The sequence below is a fragment of the Tritonibacter sp. AK171 genome (assembly GCF_030127025.1).
GTDB lineage: Bacteria > Pseudomonadota > Alphaproteobacteria > Rhodobacterales > Rhodobacteraceae > Epibacterium > Epibacterium mobile.
On record NZ_CP126134.1, the window covers coordinates 550,282 to 567,474 of the forward strand.

Genomic DNA, 17,193 nt, shown 5'->3' on the forward strand with positions numbered 1-17,193 from the left:
CAGTCAGCGTCTTTTTCAGGGATGTGTGGTGGCACCATGCACACCGACGCGCTTCTCTATTGTGCCTGTGCAGCATGAGTCAACAAGCGCCGTTCTCTGAGCATGGGCGGAAAACCACTTTTCGCGCGGTGCATTGTTGTATGCGGGGCAGGGGGGGCTTATTCTTGGAGGAGGAGAAAATCCGCAGTTTCAGGCACAAAGGACGCCCTAGATGACAGAAGAGACCATCCAGTTGCTGACCCCGCAGGACTGCCTTGTGGCGGTTATGGTGGCTGTGTCGGCATCGGACGAGGACATTCGCACCGCTGAGCTGGTGAAGATCCAGAATGCGGTCAATATGCTGCCGATCTTTGCCGAATATGATGCGGATCGGATTGCAGCCGTTTCGCGCACGGTCTTTGACCTGTTTGAGCAGGAAGACGGGCTGGATGCGCTGTTTGGTTTGGTGCGGGATATCCTGCCCGAGCGCCTCACCGAGACCTGCTATGCGCTGGCCTGCGATGTGGCGGCGGCGGATGGCAAGCTGAACGAAGGTGAGCTGCGTTTGCTGGAAGAGATCCGTTATGAGCTGAATGTGGATCGGCTGCATGCGGCGGCGATTGAACGGGGCTCGCGCGCACGTCACATGGTCTGAGATGTGTCTGCGGGCGGGATGCGAGGCGCTGCCTCGCGCTCCGGGATATTTCTGGTTAGAAGAGATGTCTTACGGAACGAGAGGGGCGCGAGGATGCGCCCCTTTTTATATGGGTCAGGAGCCGTAGACCTGCCCCCAGCGGTCCAGCAGGCTTTCTTGTAGTTTCTTGGCACGCGTGTTCCAGCTGCGCCCGCCGCGAGGGCGTTCGCGTTCAGCGCGGCTGATTTTGGCCCGCGCGCGCTGATCGGCGCTGAAGATCGCGAATGCCAGTTCATTGCCGTCCGGGGTGGTGATAAATCCGCCAAGGCCGGAGACGAAGTTCAGCGTGCCGGTCTTTGCTGCGATCTTGACCGGGTGGGTCTTTATGGGGCGACCTTTGGCGTCGCTGAAATAATAGGGTTTTAGCAGCGGCTTTAGCGCGCCGGTGCGGCGCGAGGCGATCAACGCGCGCACCATATCGTCTGCAGTGAGGCGGGATTCTTCGCCAAGGCCAGAGTGATCCACCATCCGACAGCGCTGCATTCCGAGGTTGCTGCGGGCCCAATCGTTCATGATCTGAGCGGAGGATTTGAGGTTGGAGGGGCGGCTGCCGCGATTGACGGTTGCGGTCATGCCGATCATTTCGGCCATCAGGTTGTTGGAATATTTGAGCATCGCTTCCAGCAGGTCCGGCAAGGGCGCGCTCTGGTTCTGTGCGATGACATTGCCGCCGGGCAGCGAGGAGGTCACTTTGGGGTTGGGAAGCGAGATGCCATTTGCGCGCGACAGCGTCTGAAAGACATCCCCTGCATAAAGCGCAGGGTTGCGTACCGGCAACCAGCGCGCGCCACCATTGCCGAGCGCCCCGCTGGCAACGGTCCAGTGATCGACGCCTGCCTTGTCCTGATAGCTGTAGACGGGCAGGTCACGTCGGGCGAGCGCCATCTTGGAAGTATAGACATCCGGGCGGTATTTTTGAGTGCGGGCGTCCATGGTGATGGCCCAGCTGCCGCCTGCGCGTTTCCATTCAAAGTGAACCCGGTTGAAATTCAGGGCAATACCGCTCACCGAGGGGCTGTAGCCGATGTGGTCGGGCTGATCCGGGTCGATGGAGCGCACATAGGGCAGCATGTCGTCCCAGATCAACAGACGACCAGAGATACCGCGTACCCCGGCGGCCTTCATCTGGGCTGCAAGATCGGCTAGCGCGTCGGTGTCGAGGGTGGGATCACCCCCTCCGGCCAATACCAGATCGCCTTGGATGATGCCGTTGCTGAGTGGACCTGTGGCAATCAGGCGGGTGCGGAAACGGTAGCCTGCGCCCAGCGAGTCGAGCGCATAGAGCGCGGTCAATACCTTCGCGACGCTGGCGGGGGGAAGCGCGGCGTCGCCCCGCGCGCTTTCGAGTATCTGACCGGTGCGGGCATCTGCGACCACGCAGGCGCTTTCACCCGAAAGCCCTGCACCTTTGAGGATGGCCTCCAGCCCGTCCGCACCGGGGGTGTAGGGGCTGACACCGCGTGCCTTGGGGCGCGGGGTGAGGCCGGGGGCGTTGGCGAGGGCCGGGCCGGTGGCGAGACCTGCGAGGGCGGTGCTGAGGAAGCGACGACGTGAAATCATGGTGAACATTGTGAATCAAATTCCCGAACCTAGGGCAAATGCTTTGAAGGTCATATCACCAAGAAGTTTTTGTGACGTGGCACGTCGGTTGCGCCGGGCGTGGGTCATTCGGACCAGCCACCACGTTTGCGGATCTCGGTGGATGAGGCGTTGATCATCGGGACATTGAGAAAACACCACGCAGGGGTTTCAGCCCGCGCCAACCGCTGGCTCTGTGCGGCGGGAATGCGGTAGCGACTGTAGATGCGCGCGGCCGGAGACAGTCTGGCGGAAATGCGTTCGCCGGGGCGGGCCAGAACCCCCACTGGCACGCTGTCGAGGATTTCGCGCCAGTCTTTCCAGCGGTGAAAATGAGCGAGGTTATCCGCGCCCATCAGCCAGACAAACCGCACGCGGGGGTAAGACTTGCGCAAGGCGCGCAGAGTTTGGGCGGTGTAGCGCGTGCCGAGGCGGGCTTCGATATCGCTGATGCGCACCTTTGGGTGGCCCATGATCTCGCGGGCCGCCTGCACGCGACGGGCCATGGAGGCAGGCGGGTTTTCCTTCAGCGGGTTGCCGGGGGTCACCAGCCACCACAACTGATCCAGACCAAAGCGTTTCAGAGCCGCGCGCGAGATCTGCACATGACCTTCGTGGGGGGGATCAAAAGATCCACCCAATAGGCCCACGGTCATGCCGGGCGCGAGATAGGGATACGCATGTCTCATCATCGGATTGATGCGCAGATTTAGCAGGGGAAGGCAACGGCTTGCGCGGCAGTCGGTTCGTTGTCGCGCCGAATGCCGTAGCAGAGGTCGCGCAGGATCAGGGGCGGACAGGCGCGCATCTGATATGACCCAGCATGAGAAGTGGCACATCTATCATCTAAATGCGCGTTCAAGGTGGAGGCTAAACCTCGCCCACGGCGACCGGGTTTAGAAAAGTTCACTTGCGTCGAGAGGCAATCTCTCAGGTGTTAGCCAACTGCGGTTTCATGCGAGGAGTTTGACTCCCACTCGGACGAACGGTTGTGCAACAAATGCGCAAAAAGCGTGACACTCAATGTGCTGAGGGCGCCGACGAAGGAATAGATAAGCAGGCAGATCAAGATCGACAGATCCAATGCGATATACCCGATGGAGGCGGTGATCAGCCCTGCAACCATGCCTAGGAGCAATCCAGCGAAAGCCATTGTTTGCGATCCTCCCTCAGTCAGTTTTCGACCCAAGATCGAGCCGAATTACGATGCTTTGATGTTCAATCTTTAATTGATTTGTTCAAAGCCGCTCATCCTAAACTAGCAGAATTGTGTTGAGAAAAGGTTAACGCGACAGTGTTTGATGCTGTTTGAGCGGGATCGCGCCAGAAACAAAAGGGCGTATTTTGCTAACCGCACATCGCCGGATCAAATGCCACCTCAGGCATGGGCGATGGACCGGTCGTCGCGTTCCATTGTGTCCTCACGACGCGCGCGCAAAACTGTTGCAACAAAGAGCGTTAGCACCGTCACAAAGAGCCCTGTCGACATATATATAGCACAGCAGACCCAAAAACTCACATCAAAAAACAGCCCTGCACTGAGCGCGGACAATGCCCCGCTTATGACTCCAAGGATGAGTGCTGCCACGATCATATTTGGTCTCCTGTTGCCTCGCCCGGCGTTCTGCGACTCTCCGCTTCTGCGGATACGGGCTGTATGTCTGGAATAATTGTAGATAAATGTGGTCAGAATATGGTCAATGACGTCACGGCAAGGCGCGCGATGACGTGCCCGCTTGCGCACCTGTACGGCAGCGATTGCTCCTGCCCGTCGCACGCGCTATCACAGCGGCCAAACTCTTTCCCCTAATGACGGAGCAATCCCATGGCCTCCTACCAGTACGTTTACCACATGCAGGGTGTCTCCAAGACCTACCCGGGTGGCAAGAAATGCTTTGAAAACATCCATCTGTCCTTCCTGCCCGGCGTGAAAATCGGTGTTGTCGGCGTCAACGGTGCCGGTAAATCGACCCTGATGAAGATCATGGCCGGTATGGATACGGACTTCACCGGTGAGGCCTGGTCGGCTGAGGGGGCCAAGGTTGGCTACCTGCCGCAGGAGCCGCAGCTTGATGAGAGCCTCACCGTGCGTGAAAACGTCATGCTGGGCGTGGCCGAGAAAAAGGCCAAGGTCGACCGCTTCAACCAGATCGCGGTTGAAATGGCCGAAAACTACACCGACGAGCTGATGGAAGAGATGACGGCGCTGCAAGACGCCATCGATTCCGAGAACCTCTGGGATCTCGACAGTCAGGTCGACGTCTCCATGGAGGCGCTGCGCTGCCCGCCGGATGATGCGGCGATCAAGGATCTCTCAGGCGGTGAAAAACGCCGCGTGGCGCTGTGCAAACTGCTGCTTGAAGCGCCCGACATGCTGCTGCTCGACGAACCGACCAACCACCTGGATGCGGAAACCATCGCCTGGCTGCAACAGCACCTGATCGACTACAAGGGCACCATCCTCTGCGTCACCCACGACCGTTACTTCCTCGATGACATCACCGGCTGGATTCTTGAACTCGACCGGGGGCGCGGCATTCCTTATGAGGGCAACTATTCCAGCTGGCTGGAGCAAAAGGCCAAACGTCTGGAGCAGGAAGCCCGCGAGGACAAGGCCAAGCAGAAAACGCTGGAGCGCGAACTCGAATGGATGCGTCAGGGTCAAAAAGCCCGTCAGGCCAAATCCAAGGCCCGTATCGCCGCCTATAACGAGATGGCCAACACCTCCGAGCGGGAAAAGGTCGGGCGCGCCCAGATCGTCATCCCCAATGGCCCGCGCCTGGGCGGCAAGGTGATCGAGGTGGAAAACCTCGCCAAACACTACGGCGACAAGCAGCTGGTCGAAGGTCTGTCCTTCTCGCTGCCGCCCGGTGGCATCGTCGGCGTGATCGGCCCCAACGGCGCCGGTAAATCGACGCTGTTCCGGATGCTGACCGGTCAGGAACAGCCCGACGAGGGCTCCGTCACCTATGGCGACACGGTGAAGCTCTCTTATGTTGACCAGTCTCGCGATGACCTCAACGACAATGACACCGTCTGGGAAGCGATTTCCGGCGGTGCCGAGATCATCGAGCTGGGCGATGCGCAGGTCAATTCGCGCGCCTATTGTTCCTCGTTTAACTTCAAGGGCGGCGATCAGCAGAAGAAGCTGAACCTCCTCTCTGGGGGTGAGCGCAACCGTGTCCACATGGCGCGCCTTCTGAAGGAAGGCGGCAACGTCTTGCTGCTCGACGAACCGACCAACGACCTCGACGTGGAAACCCTGCGCGCGCTTGAGGATGCGCTGGTCGATTTCGCCGGCTGCGCGGTGGTGATCTCGCACGACCGTTTCTTCCTCGACCGGATCTGTACCCACATCCTCGCCTTTGAAGGCGACGCGCATGTGGAGTGGTTCGAGGGTAACTTCGAGGATTATGAAGAAGACAAGAAGCGCCGTCTGGGCCCGGACGCACTGGAGCCCAAGCGCCTGAAGCACAAGAAGTTTGTGCGGTAAGATAGGGTGAAACACCTTATCCTGTCACACTGGTTGGGGCGCTTTAGGCGCCCCAACGCGTTTGAGTAGATCACACTAAATACTCAAGTGGATGCAATATATGAGCGATATTGATGCGTTCTTTCGGAACGAACAAGGTAATTACACTGTCGATGATTGGGGTAGAAAGGCGGTTTTGAAAATGTTCTTGATACTTCTTGCATCATCCTTGATCGCTATCCCTTTAATGTCGTGGGATCACTCCAGCCACAAACGCTCCGTGTTGGTATTTCTTTCCCCATTTCTATTTTTGGTAGTTTGGTCAACCTGGGCGTCTTTGAAGAAGGTGCATCACGTCGTCGTACATGAGGACAAAGTTGAGATACTGCCTTTGGGATTAGTGTTTTATAAGAAAGACTTGGTTGCAGCCGAAATCAGATCGTTCGGCAAACGAGAGCGGTTGATTGAATTGAGAACTTTTCGATGGTCCTTCAAATATTATATGCGGTCTCTCGTCTGGATCGGCAATGGTGTGAGCATTCCGATTAAGCGATAGATTTCTGAAAAACGCAGGGTTTTCCTGATACTGTCGCGTCACATGTATTAACGCTGAGTTTTCGCGTGAGATACGGACACTCTGATCAGAACGTCGTAAAGTGTGTTTATCTTGTGTCGGCGTCCCTTGCGATGATGTCCATTTGAAAATGGACGGTCGATATTCCCAACCCTCATGGCTCCAACTGAACAATCGGCCCCCCTGCAGCCTCAGCGTCTGCGGCATCATGTGTCACCATCAGCACCGGCAGCGCGCGGTCGCGGGCGAAGGTGAACACCAGATCGCGCATCTGGCTCCGCAGGGTGGCGTCCAGTCGGGAAAACGGCTCGTCCAGCAACAAAAGATCCGGCTCGGAGAGCAGCATCCGCATCAGCGCCACGCGGGCTTTCTGACCGCCTGAGAGCGTCTCCGGGTCGCGGTCGTGAAAGCCTTCAAGGCCGATCTCTGCCAGAGCGTCCTCAATACGCGCGCGACGGGCGCGGCCTCGGATCTGCGGCGCGAGGCCAAAGGCGAGGTTGGCCCCGACGCTCAGGTGCGGAAACAACAGATGGTCCTGAAACAAGATGCCGACACGGCGCTCCTGCGGTGGCAGGGGGCAGAGGTTGCGGCCATTCAGAAGGATCTCGCCCTCAAGGCTGAAATCCGCGCTCATCTGCCCGGTGATCGCCGCAAGCAGGGTGGATTTGCCCACGCCTGATGGTCCCATCACGCTCAGGATGGTGGCGGGGGGCACGGTGAGGTCGAGTTCCAGCAAGGGGCGGTCGCCGTGTTTGATGCGCAGGGCGCGCAGTCTCAGGCCCTCAGCCATGTTGCAGTCCTCTCCGGTTGCGCCAGACGATCAGCGGCAGGCTCAGCGCCAGCACAAATGGCAATAGTGCCGCCGCCGTTTGTAACAGCCCGTATAGGCCAATGGCACGGCGGTCGCCACCAGCAGCAAGGGCGACGGCCTCGGTGGTGAGGGTCTGGACGCGCCCGCCGCCCACCAGAAGCGTCGGCAGATATTGCCCGACAGAGACCGCCATGCCCACGGCCACCGCGGTCAGGATCGGCGCCAACATCATCGGCAGCCGCAGGGTCAGGAAAATACGGCTCGGAGAGGCCCCCATCGCTGCGCCCACCGCGCCAAGGCGCGCATCCCACGCCTTGTAGGGGCCTTCGAGGGACAGGCGCAGATAGGGCAACACAAAGACCAGATGCGCGAGCATCACCGCCCAGAGTGTGCGGTCGATGCCAAAGCCCAGCAAAAGCGTCTGCATGCCTGGCAAGAACGCGGTCTGCGGCACCAAGAGCGGCAAATACAACAGCCAAAGCCCCTTGCGCGTGAGGCGCAGATTGCGGCGCTCTTCGGTTTCAAGACACCCCAGCGTCAGGACCAGCCCGGCAAGGGTGGCGGCAAGGGCGATGGCGAAAGTGGTCGTGAGCGTCTCTAGCGCGGCGGGGCCGTTGCGTTGCCAACTGCGCAGGCTAAAGCCGTCAGGGAGAACGTCGGGAAAGCTCCATCGGGCGGCAAAAGACCAGACCACCAGCCCCGCAAGCCCGGTCAGAACCAGCCCCACACAGAGCAAAGACGTCATGAGACCAAATGCGCGCCAGAGGCCATCCCGCGACAGGCGCGGCCCGCGGTAGATCAGACGTCGGCCCAGTGCGGCAAGCGCACGTTCCCCCCCGTGCCAGAGCAGAAGCGCGCCAATGACCAGTGCCAATTGCACCAATGCCGCCGCCGAGGCCAGCGTGCGCAGCGTAAGGTCCGGCTCTCCCATCCAGCGCACGATCTGTACGGACAGCGGCGGTGGCGTGTTGGGGCCTAGGATCACCGCCACATCGACCACCGACATAGAGTAGGCAAGCACCACATAGACCGGCAGACGAATGCGCGCATAAAGCGCGGGCAGCACGCCAAACATCCATGCGGCCATGCGCCCATATCCAAGCGCCATGGCAACGCGCAGGCGGCCTTGGGTGTCGATCTGACCAAGGGCCGCGAGGCTGATCAGCAGCAGGAACGGCACCTCCTTCACCACCAGCCCCAGCGTCATCGCTAGGCCCATCGGATCCTGCACCAACAACACATCGGGCGGGCGCTGCCAACCCGTGAGCCACGGGCTGAGCGCGCGAGAAATCCAGCCCGAAGGTTGGATCAGGAACATCAGCCCAAAGGCAGCGGCGGCATGCGGCACTGATAATAGCGGCGACAACAGCCGCAGGACCGCACGAAAGGGGCGCGTACCGGACCAGCCTGCGAGCAGTAGCAGCGTGATCGCCAGCGAAAGAAATGTGGCAAGCCCGCCCGTTACAAGGCTGAGGCGCACCGAGGCCGATAGCCCCGGCCATTCCCACAGCGTCTGAAACGGCGTCAGCGACGGCCCCTGCAGCCCCGCCACCGGCAGATGCCCGAAGGCCGCGCTAATGGTGCCCCATAGCCCGGCCAGAACAGGCCCGATGAGCACCAATATGGTCAGCAGCGGCAGGACCGGGGGCAGGGCAAGGGAGGAGCGCACAGAGGTTGCGATCTAAGGCTCAGTTGCCGACGCCGTAGCGGGCCACCCAATCCTCGGAGATGCGGGTCATCCAGCTCGGATGCGGTTCCGGCTGCACAGCGCCGAGTTCCTCGGGCGAAAGCGTCGCGATTCCCAGATCCAGCGTGCGAAAGGCCGCCCGATCCTGAACCGGCAAGGCGTTCATATCAAGCACGGTGCCATAGCCCAGCACCTCTGGGTCTTGGGCGCGCAACTGGGCCTCGGGCGACATCAGGAAGTTTGCCACCACCATGGAGGCAGCTTTGGACCCTGAATTATAAGGGATCGCCACGAAGGACGCATTGCCGATGGTGCCCTTGTCGAGCACGAAAGTGCGCACGCTTTCAGGCAGTTGATAATTGGCGATTGCGGTACTGGCCTCGCCGGGGCTGAAGGAAATCGCGAGATCGATCTCATCATCGTTCATCAGTTGCAGCTGGCGCGGGCCGGTGGGTGGGTAGGCGCGCCCCTCACGCCACAACAGCGGCGTCAGCTCCTCAATGAAAGCCCACAGCGGCGCGGTCACCTCGACATAATTGTCTTCATTGACGGGCTCAGAGAGCGCCTTGGGGTTGTCGCTCAGATCGACCAATGCCTGTTTCAGGAAAGTGGTGCCGAGGAAATCCGGCGGCTGCGGATAGGTGAAGCGACCGGGGTGTTCGCGGGCCCAGTCCAAGAGCGCATCCATTGAGCCTAAGCGTTCGGGCAGGTCTTTGGTGTCATGCATAAACACCACCTGCGCCATCGCCCATGGGGACTCATAGCCCTCGGTCGGGACGGTAAAATCATGCGTCAGGGTGCTGTTCTCCGTGTTGGCATATTGCCAGTTCGGCAGCGCCTCGGCGAAGGGGCCAAACAGCAGATCGGCGTCTTTCATGGAGGCGAAATTGGCGCCGTTGATCCAGATCAGGTCCACCGCACCATCCTCGTCCTGACCTGCGGATTTCTCTGTCAGCACCCGCGTCACCGCATCGGCAGTGTTTTCCAGTTTCACATGAGTGAGCGTGATATCGTAGTCGTCCGCGAGCCGTTCCCCGACCCATGCGATAAAATCATTGGTCGCGGTGGAGCCTCCCCACGCATGCCAATGCACGGTCTGGCCCTGCGCTTCCTCCAGCACAGTGGGCCAGTCCGCCGGATCGGGAGAGGCCCACGCCGAAAGCGGCGCGAGGGCAAGGGCAAGAGACAACATGCGTTTCATGGCGATCCTCGTTCTGGGACAAATCTTGGGTGCAGTATAAGCCGCATATCTGCGGCGATACTCCTGCAATCTCCCTCTGATTGCGCGATCCGCGTCGCCGCGTCCATGGGCATGACGAAAATGTGACGCTTGGTGTGGTGACGGGTGGGCGGATGCTTGCACGCTTAGGGTCCTGCGGGTATGCACAGGCCCATACTCGCATGGTATTATGCGAGGCGTGACCGGACGCGAGCGCTCTTCCACAACCGCGTCCGATTTTTCGGTGCCGTTACGATCTTCAGGCGGCCCGCGACCATACGAGGGGAAAACCCAGCCATGTCGCTCGATATTCCCGTGCTGCGCAGCGCATTGTCCCAGCACTACGATCTCACTCCGAACCCCGAACTCGCCGAGTCCATGTCTGATGTCTATCAGCGCATGTCCCGCGTGGTGTCGCCCGTCGATTGGGTGCTCTATGCGCCATACGTCAAGGCGATCAATGAGCTGAAGGCCAAGCGCAACGCGGTGATCCTTGGCCATAACTACATGACGCCCGAGATTTTCCACGGCATTTCCGATTTTGTCGGCGACAGCCTGCAACTGGCGATAAAGGCCACCGAGGTCGAGGCGGATGTGATCGTGCAATGCGGCGTGCATTTCATGGCCGAAACCTCCAAGATCCTTAGCCCTTCCAAAACGGTGCTGATGCCCGACATGGAAGCAGGCTGCAGCCTTGCGGAATCGATCACCGCCGAGGGGGTCGAGGAGATGCGCCGCCGCTATCCCGGTGCGCCGGTGGTATCCTACGTGAACACCACTGCCGAAGTGAAAGCGGCCTCTGACATTTGCTGCACCTCCTCCAACGCGGCGCAGATTGTTGGCGCGATGGAGAGCGATACGGTCATCATGACGCCGGACCAGTATCTGGCGCAGAACGTAGCCCGCGATGTGCCGCATAAAAACGTGGTCTGGTGGGAAGGCTCCTGCATCGTACACGAGCAATACTCTGCCCAGGATCTGCGCGATTTCCGCGAATGGAACCCCGGCACCCGTCTGATCGCCCATCCGGAATGCCCGCCGGATGTGGTGGCGGAGGCCGATTTCTCCGGCTCCACCAGCGGCATCTTGAAATATGTAACGGATGAAAAACCGGAAAAGGCACTGCTGATTACCGAATGCTCGATGGCGTCCAACATCGCGGATGAGCTGCCAGAGGTCGAGTTTGTCGGCCCCTGCAACATGTGCCCCTATATGAAGAAGATCACGCTGGAAAAGGTCCTGTGGTCGCTGCACTCCATGGAAGGTCAGGTTGAGGTTGAGGCCGAGATGGCCGCAAAGGCCCGTCACGCGGTGCAGGCGATGATCGACCTGTCGCGCAAGCTGGGCATCTAAGCGCCGTATGGAAAGCTCTCAGGACATCCAAAGCAACCGCATCGTCATCATCGGTGCGGGGCTGGGGGCGCTTTATGCGGCGCTGACGCTGGCGCCGCGCCCGGTGGTGATGATCTCCCCTGATCCATTGGGGCAGGGGGCAAGCTCGGCTTGGGCGCAGGGCGGTGTGGCCGCCGCGATGGACGTGAGCGACAGCCCCGAAGCGCATGCCATTGATACCACCCGCGCCGGGGCAGGTACTGTGGATGCCGAGGTCGCCGCATTGGTCACCCGTGAGGCACGCGAGCATATCCTCGATCTCACCACGCTTGGCGCGCCTTTTGACCGGACCGAGGACGGCGGCTATGTGATGTCGCGCGAGGCGGCGCATAGTTTTGCCCGCGTGGTGCGGGTCAAGGGCGATCAGGCCGGGGCCGAGATCATGCGCGCGTTGATCGAACGGGTCCGCGCGACGCCCTCGATTCAGGTGATCGAAGGGGTGTTGGCCGAGGGGTTAGAGGTCCGCGATGGCACTGTGACGGGCGTGCGGCTCATTTCTTCCGCGCCTGAAGGATCAGCCGCGGTATTGCTGCGCGGCAGTGCGGTTTTGATGGCCGGGGGCGGCAGCGCCGGGCTTTACGCGATCACCACCAACCCGCCCCGCATCCGGGGGCAGGCGCTGGGCATGGCCGCTCGTGCCGGAGCCGAGATCGCTGATGCGGAGTTCGTACAGTTCCACCCCACGGCGATGGATGTGGGCGAAGACCCGGCCCCCTTGGCCACCGAGGCGCTGCGCGGTGAGGGCGCGATCCTTGTCAATGCCACCGGTGCGCGGTTCATGCTGGACGAACATCCCGACGCGGAGCTTGCGCCGCGCGATGTGGTGGCGCGGGCGATCTTTGCGCAGTCGCAGGCGGGCAAACGCCCGCTTCTGGATACGCGGGCTGCAATCGGCGCGGACATCACCACGCTGTTCCCGGCGGTCAGCAGTGCCTGCGCGCGCAATGGCATCGACCCGACGCAGGAGCCGATCCCGGTGGCCGCCGCCGCGCATTACCATATGGGCGGCATCGCTACAGATCTGGACGGGCGCAGTTCGATTACGGGGCTTTGGGCCTGTGGCGAATGTGCCTCGACGGGGCTGCATGGTGCCAATCGTCTGGCCTCGAATGGTCTCTTGGAGGCGCTGGTCTATGCCCGTCGCGCGGCAGAGGATATTGCGCGAGGGCAGGATGCACCCCACGAGGCCGCGCCGGTTCATCTTGAGTTGACCCCCGGCGGCGAGGGCGCTGATCCTGCGCTTGTCGCATCCCTGCGCCAATGCATGACCCGCAACGTTGGTGTTGTGCGCAACGCGGATGGGCTGCGCACAGCGCTGCGCGAGATTGCGGCTCTTACTGCCAAGCAACCCACCTGCGAGAGCTTTCAAAACATCTGCATCGCCGCCACCATGATCGCCGCCGCCGCATTGCTGCGCGAAGAAAGCCGTGGCGCGCATGAGCGGTCTGATTTCCCCGAAACCTTGCCCGCGCTCGCGCACCGCTCCCGTCTGACGTGGGATGCGGCGAAAACCCTGCGCGACAGCTTGCTTGAAGCGCCTTTATCCCACCCGGAGACCCCATGAGCTTTGCCACTTTGCCTGACCTGATCCTCGAGCCCCTGGTCAAATCCGCCCTGATGGAAGACCTGGGCTCTTTTGGCGATGTGACCACCCGCGCGGTGATCCCGGACGATGTGACCTATTCCGCCCGCCTGCGCGCCCGCGAGGAGGCCGTGGTCTCTGGCATGCAGGTGGCTGCACTTGCGTTCCGGTTGGTCGATGCGAACCTGCGGGTGAACACCCTCGTTGCAGATGGGGCCGCCTGTCAGCCCGGCGATGTGCTGATGGAGATCGAGGGAAAGGCTGCCTCGATCCTGATGGGCGAACGGGTGGCGCTGAACTTTGCGGGCCGCTTGACCGGGATCGCAACCCTGACAGCGGCCATGGTGGCTGAGACGCGCGGCACTGAGGCGCGCATCACTTGCACCCGCAAGACCACGCCCGGCCTGCGCATGGTGGAAAAGCTCGCAGTGCTGCATGGCGGTGGGTTCAATCACCGCTATTCGCTTTCGGATGCGATCCTCATCAAGGATAACCACATCGCCGCTGCGGGCGGTATCCGCGCGGTGCTGGACGCCACCAAGGCGCATGCCAGCCATATGATGGCGGTGGAAATCGAAGTGGACACGCTGGATCAGCTGCGCGAGGTCCTAGAAGTCGGCGGTGCCTCTGTGGTGCTCTTGGACAATATGACGCCGGATCAGCTGCGCGAGGCAGTCCAGATCAACGCCGGACGTCTGGCGCTGGAGGCCAGCGGCAACGTCAAACGCGACACGGTGGCGGCAATTGCCGCTACAGGCGTGGATTATATCTCCTCGGGGGCGCTCACGCATTCGGCGCGCACAGTCGACTTGGGCTTGGATTTTTAAGCGCTCAGCCCACAGCCCTTGCTGGATGATAATGCCTGAAGGACGGGGTCCGCGCGCAGCCGGTCGCAGGCAAAATCGATAAAGCTGCGTACCTTCGCCGGTGCGCGCCGCCCTTCTGCATGGACCAGATGGATTGGCATGCTGTCTGGCTCAAACTCCTCCAGCAGGCAGGCGAGATGTCCCGCCGCCACATCGCGTCCAGCCTGATAGGACAGCATCCGGCAGATGCCCCAGCCCGCGCGCGCAGCGTCCAGCCCGGCCGCAACGGTACTGACACAGAGCTGCGGCGTGATGCGCACCGCGTCTTGTTGGTCGGTGCCAAACCTCCACTCCGTTGCGGAAGAGACCGCGTTGATCGCCACAATGCGATGCGCAGCAAGGTCTGCTGGAACCTCTGGCGTGCCGTAGCTCTCCAGGTAGGAGGGCGCAGCACAGACCACCCGGCGCACCGCGCCGACTTTGACCGCTGACAGCGTCGAGGAGGGCAGATGCCCGATCCGCAGGGCCACATCAAAGCCCTCTTCGACGATATTCACCACCCGGTCCAACAGCACCAGTTCGGCCCGCATCTCCGGGTATTGATCGAGATAGTCCAGCAGGATCGGCAGGATATAAATCCGCCCGAACTCATTGGGGCAGGTCAGCCGCAGCAGTCCCACCGGCGCGCTGGCCGCCCCGCGCGCCGCATCATCGGCGGCCTGCAAGGAGGTCAGGATATGGCGCACATCGTCCAGATAGCGCCGTCCCACATCGGTCAGATGCAAGCGCCGGGTGGTGCGGGTAAAAAGCCGCGCGCCCAGTTGCGCCTCCAAGCTGTTGATCGCCCGTGTGGCCGATGGCGCACTCAGGCCCACCCGGCGGGCCCCGGCGGCAAAGCCCTCTTCCTCCGCCACGGCGACAAACACCTGCATGCTTTGAACGCGGTCCATGGATTTTGTCCTGATTGCTATCGAAACCTGAAATTATCTCTTTCTTTCATGTCGTATTATTTTACGCAACGGGGTGATTTATCTCTGTCACCAGAGGCGCTGACCACCGCGCCACAACTGGAGACCAAAATGACCCTCACGCCCCGCCCACCGCTGCCGCCCTTCACCCGTGAAAGCGCGATCGAGAAAGTACGCCTTGCCGAGGATGGCTGGAACAGCCGGGACGCCGCCAAGGTGACGCTGGCCTATACGCCCGACAGCCGCTGGCGCAACCGCGCCGAGTTTCCCGTGGGCCGGACCGAGATCGAGGCCTTTCTGACCCGCAAATGGGCGCGCGAGCTGGAGTATCGGCTGATCAAGGAGCTTTGGGCCTATGCCGGCAACCGGATCGCGGTGCGCTACGCCTATGAATATCGTGACGACAGCGGCCATTGGTTCCGCGCCTATGGCAACGAAAACTGGCAGTTTGATGAAAACGGCCTGATGGAAGAACGCCATGCCTCCATCAACGAACATCCCATTTCTGATGCGGATCGCAAGTTCCACTGGCCGCTGGGACGTCGCCCTGACGACCACCCAAGCCTGAGCGATCTTGGCCTTTGACCCCGGAGGAAAACCAGATGACCCCCGATTTCCCCGCCAACGCTGCCCCGATCAAATTCTACCGCCACCCGCTCTCTGGTCACTGCCACCGGGTGGAGATGATGCTGTCGATCCTGGATCTGCCGTATGAGCTGATTGAGGTCGATCTGCTGAAGGGCGCGCATAAAGCGCCGGAGTTCTTAGAGCTCAACCTGTTCGGTCAGGTGCCGGTGATCGACGACAACGGCACTCTGGTTGCGGATTCCAATGCGATCCTTGTCTATCTGGTGCAGGCCTATGGTGCGGGGACCGACTGGCTGCCGACCGCGCCCAAATCTGCCGCCGAGGTGCAGCGCTGGTTGTCGCTGACGGTGTCGCATGTGGCAACCGGCCCCTCACGCGCGCGGTGGCGTACATTGATCGGCGCGGGAGATACGCCCGAGACGAGTGTTGCCCGCGATGCCAGCCACGCGTTCCTTGGTCTGATGGAAGGGATGATCACGGGGCGGGATTTCCTTGTGGGCGACAGCCCCACGATCGCCGATGTCGCGGCCTACGCCTATATCGCCCATGCGCCGGAAGGGGGCGTGAGCCTTGCGGACTATCCTCTGGTGCGGGCATGGATCGACCGGGTGCAGGGCATCAAGGGCTTTGTGCCGATGCAGGCCTCCCCCATTCCCGAAATCGCCTGAGGAGCGCCCGTATGTCCCGTGCAAACCATGTCTTTCACGCAGGTGAGCTGATCCTGCAACGCCGGGCCGGTGTGGCAGAGAGTTACCGAGAGCGGGTGGCCCATGCCATCCGTCCGGAAATGCCGCAACAGCACCGTGATTTCTTCGAGAGCCTGCCGGTGCTGTTCCTCGGCCTGCTGGATGCGCGCGGACAGGTTTGGGCGACGCCCGCGGTGGGCGAGGTTGGGTTCCTGCGTGCACGCGATCCCCGGCGTCTTGCGGTGGGCGCGCGGCCAGTGCTGGGCGATACGCTCTGGCTCGACGTGCGGCCCGGTGCGAAAGTGGGCGTGGTTGGCATGGAGCTGTCCAGCCGTCGTCGCAACCGGATGAATGGCACGATCCGTGCGGTCAATAGCGAGGGGTTCGAGATCGCCGTGGACCTGAGCTTTGGCAATTGTCCGCAGTATATCCAGACACGCGATCTGCTGTGGCCCGCCAATCCGCCCGCGCCGGTGGCGACCGCACTGCCCGATTGGGACACGCGCAGCCGCGCCTTGGTGGCGCAGGCCGATACCTTCTTTATCGCCTCGCGCGCGGCGGAGATGTCGGACGATCCAGCCGATGGCATCGATGCCTCGCATCGCGGCGGGCGACCCGGATTTCTGACGATCAACGCCGATGGTTCGCTGTCGTTTCCGGATTTTTCGGGCAACCGCTTCTTCAACACGCTTGGCAATATCGAGGCCGACGGGCGCGTTGGGCTGTTTATCCCCGATTTCAGCAGCGGGGCCGGGATCTTTCTCACCGGATTGGCGACGGTTGATTGGACCCCCGACCGTGTGGCGCGCTTTCAGGGCGCAGAGCGGATCGTGGACGTGCAGCCTGAGGAGATCTGGTATTGTGACCACGCGCTTCCGGGGCCTGCGCCGCTTGCAAGTTCATGGCCGATGCTCTCTGAAACCGGGGTCTGGTAGAGCACGGCGCACCACGCGACTCGGAGAAGTGGTGGAGAAAGCCCGCGCCGTATGGTGCCCAGCATGTGAAACCTATGGGGGGCTGAAAGGGGGGGGGCGTATCGCAATCAGAGCGTTGCTTTGATTGCGATGTCACAGGTTATAGGCATTAAAAACAACGCATTAAGCTGCATGGTGATGGGCGCGTGTCCGAGGGCATTTGACGCGGCGTCACAGTTAATA

The 17,193-nt window shown here is 61.4% G+C and carries 17 protein-coding genes; 9 read left to right on the forward strand and 8 right to left on the reverse strand.

Features of this window, described 5'->3' with window-relative positions; translation table 11 throughout:
* Positions 1-211 precede the first annotated feature (211 nt).
* Positions 212-634, forward strand: coding sequence for a tellurite resistance TerB family protein (locus tag QNI81_RS02585; RefSeq protein WP_005635429.1), 423 nt, complete (start codon positions 212-214; stop codon positions 632-634).
* Positions 635-748: 114 nt separating this feature from the next.
* Here the strand turns inward: QNI81_RS02585 and dacB are convergent, their stop codons facing one another.
* The 4 genes from dacB to QNI81_RS02605 form a co-directional block, all read right to left on the reverse strand.
* Positions 749-2,233 (reverse strand): D-alanyl-D-alanine carboxypeptidase/D-alanyl-D-alanine endopeptidase, encoded by a 1,485-nt coding sequence (gene dacB, locus QNI81_RS02590; protein ID WP_283967849.1) that lies wholly within the window; start codon positions 2,231-2,233, stop codon positions 749-751.
* Between the two features lie 104 nt (positions 2,234-2,337).
* On the reverse strand, positions 2,338-2,940 hold the full coding sequence (locus tag QNI81_RS02595) for a nicotinate-nucleotide adenylyltransferase (protein ID WP_283967850.1): 603 nt from the start codon (positions 2,938-2,940) through the stop codon (positions 2,338-2,340).
* 248 nt (positions 2,941-3,188) lie between these two features.
* Positions 3,189-3,404, reverse strand: a complete 216-nt coding sequence (locus tag QNI81_RS02600; protein ID WP_039982646.1) for a hypothetical protein — start codon at positions 3,402-3,404, stop codon at positions 3,189-3,191.
* Between the two features lie 225 nt (positions 3,405-3,629).
* Positions 3,630-3,845, reverse strand: coding sequence for a hypothetical protein (locus QNI81_RS02605; RefSeq protein WP_065324719.1), 216 nt, complete (start codon positions 3,843-3,845; stop codon positions 3,630-3,632).
* 231 nt (positions 3,846-4,076) lie between these two features.
* Here QNI81_RS02605 and ettA point away from each other — a divergent pair, with 231 nt between their 5' ends.
* On the forward strand, positions 4,077-5,744 hold the full coding sequence (gene ettA, locus QNI81_RS02610) for an energy-dependent translational throttle protein EttA (protein WP_283967264.1): 1,668 nt from the start codon (positions 4,077-4,079) through the stop codon (positions 5,742-5,744).
* A 100-nt stretch (positions 5,745-5,844) separates the two neighbouring features.
* A complete protein-coding gene (locus QNI81_RS02615; RefSeq protein WP_283967265.1) occupies positions 5,845-6,279 on the forward strand; it encodes a hypothetical protein in 435 nt (144 codons plus the stop codon).
* A 172-nt stretch (positions 6,280-6,451) separates the two neighbouring features.
* Here the strand turns inward: QNI81_RS02615 and QNI81_RS02620 are convergent, their stop codons facing one another.
* The 3 genes from QNI81_RS02620 to QNI81_RS02630 are packed head-to-tail and all read right to left on the reverse strand — an operon-like array spanning position 6,452 to position 9,996.
* Complete coding sequence (locus QNI81_RS02620) at positions 6,452-7,087, reverse strand: ATP-binding cassette domain-containing protein (RefSeq protein ID WP_283967266.1); 636 nt, start codon at positions 7,085-7,087, stop codon at positions 6,452-6,454.
* Entirely contained in the window at positions 7,080-8,777 is a 1,698-nt protein-coding gene (locus QNI81_RS02625) for an ABC transporter permease (protein ID WP_283967267.1), read from the reverse strand. Before QNI81_RS02625 ends, QNI81_RS02620 begins: the two co-directional genes overlap by 8 nt.
* A 19-nt stretch (positions 8,778-8,796) precedes the next feature.
* Complete coding sequence (locus tag QNI81_RS02630) at positions 8,797-9,996, reverse strand: ABC transporter substrate-binding protein (protein WP_009176929.1); 1,200 nt, start codon at positions 9,994-9,996, stop codon at positions 8,797-8,799.
* Positions 9,997-10,311: 315 nt separating this feature from the next.
* Here QNI81_RS02630 and nadA point away from each other — a divergent pair, with 315 nt between their 5' ends.
* The 3 genes from nadA to nadC are packed head-to-tail and all read left to right on the forward strand — an operon-like array spanning position 10,312 to position 13,815.
* Complete coding sequence (gene nadA / locus QNI81_RS02635) at positions 10,312-11,367, forward strand: quinolinate synthase NadA (protein ID WP_283967268.1); 1,056 nt, start codon at positions 10,312-10,314, stop codon at positions 11,365-11,367.
* A 7-nt stretch (positions 11,368-11,374) separates the two neighbouring features.
* Positions 11,375-12,970 carry an L-aspartate oxidase gene (locus QNI81_RS02640; protein ID WP_283967269.1) on the forward strand — a complete coding sequence of 532 codons (1,596 nt, stop codon included), beginning with the start codon at positions 11,375-11,377 and terminating at the stop codon, positions 12,968-12,970.
* A complete protein-coding gene (gene nadC, locus QNI81_RS02645; protein WP_283967270.1) occupies positions 12,967-13,815 on the forward strand; it encodes a carboxylating nicotinate-nucleotide diphosphorylase in 849 nt (282 codons plus the stop codon). Before QNI81_RS02640 ends, nadC begins: the two co-directional genes overlap by 4 nt.
* On the opposite strand, the gene QNI81_RS02650 is transcribed toward nadC, so the two are convergent.
* Entirely contained in the window at positions 13,812-14,744 is a 933-nt protein-coding gene (locus QNI81_RS02650) for a LysR family transcriptional regulator (protein ID WP_283967271.1), read from the reverse strand. The two genes, nadC and QNI81_RS02650, sit on opposite strands and share 4 nt — an antisense overlap.
* A 129-nt stretch (positions 14,745-14,873) precedes the next feature.
* Between QNI81_RS02650 and QNI81_RS02655 the strand changes: the two genes are divergently transcribed.
* Genes QNI81_RS02655 through QNI81_RS02665 form a run of 3 tightly spaced genes read left to right on the forward strand, consistent with a single transcriptional unit; the run spans position 14,874 to position 16,971 of the window.
* The gene (locus tag QNI81_RS02655; protein WP_283967272.1) at positions 14,874-15,347 is read left to right on the forward strand and encodes a nuclear transport factor 2 family protein; all 474 of its coding nucleotides are present in this window, start codon (positions 14,874-14,876) and stop codon (positions 15,345-15,347) included.
* A gap of 17 nt (positions 15,348-15,364) precedes the next feature.
* Positions 15,365-16,018 carry a glutathione S-transferase family protein gene (locus QNI81_RS02660; protein ID WP_283967273.1) on the forward strand — a complete coding sequence of 218 codons (654 nt, stop codon included), beginning with the start codon at positions 15,365-15,367 and terminating at the stop codon, positions 16,016-16,018.
* Positions 16,019-16,029: 11 nt separating this feature from the next.
* On the forward strand, positions 16,030-16,971 hold the full coding sequence (locus tag QNI81_RS02665) for a pyridoxamine 5'-phosphate oxidase family protein (RefSeq protein ID WP_283967274.1): 942 nt from the start codon (positions 16,030-16,032) through the stop codon (positions 16,969-16,971).
* Positions 16,972-17,193: the final 222 nt, after the last annotated feature.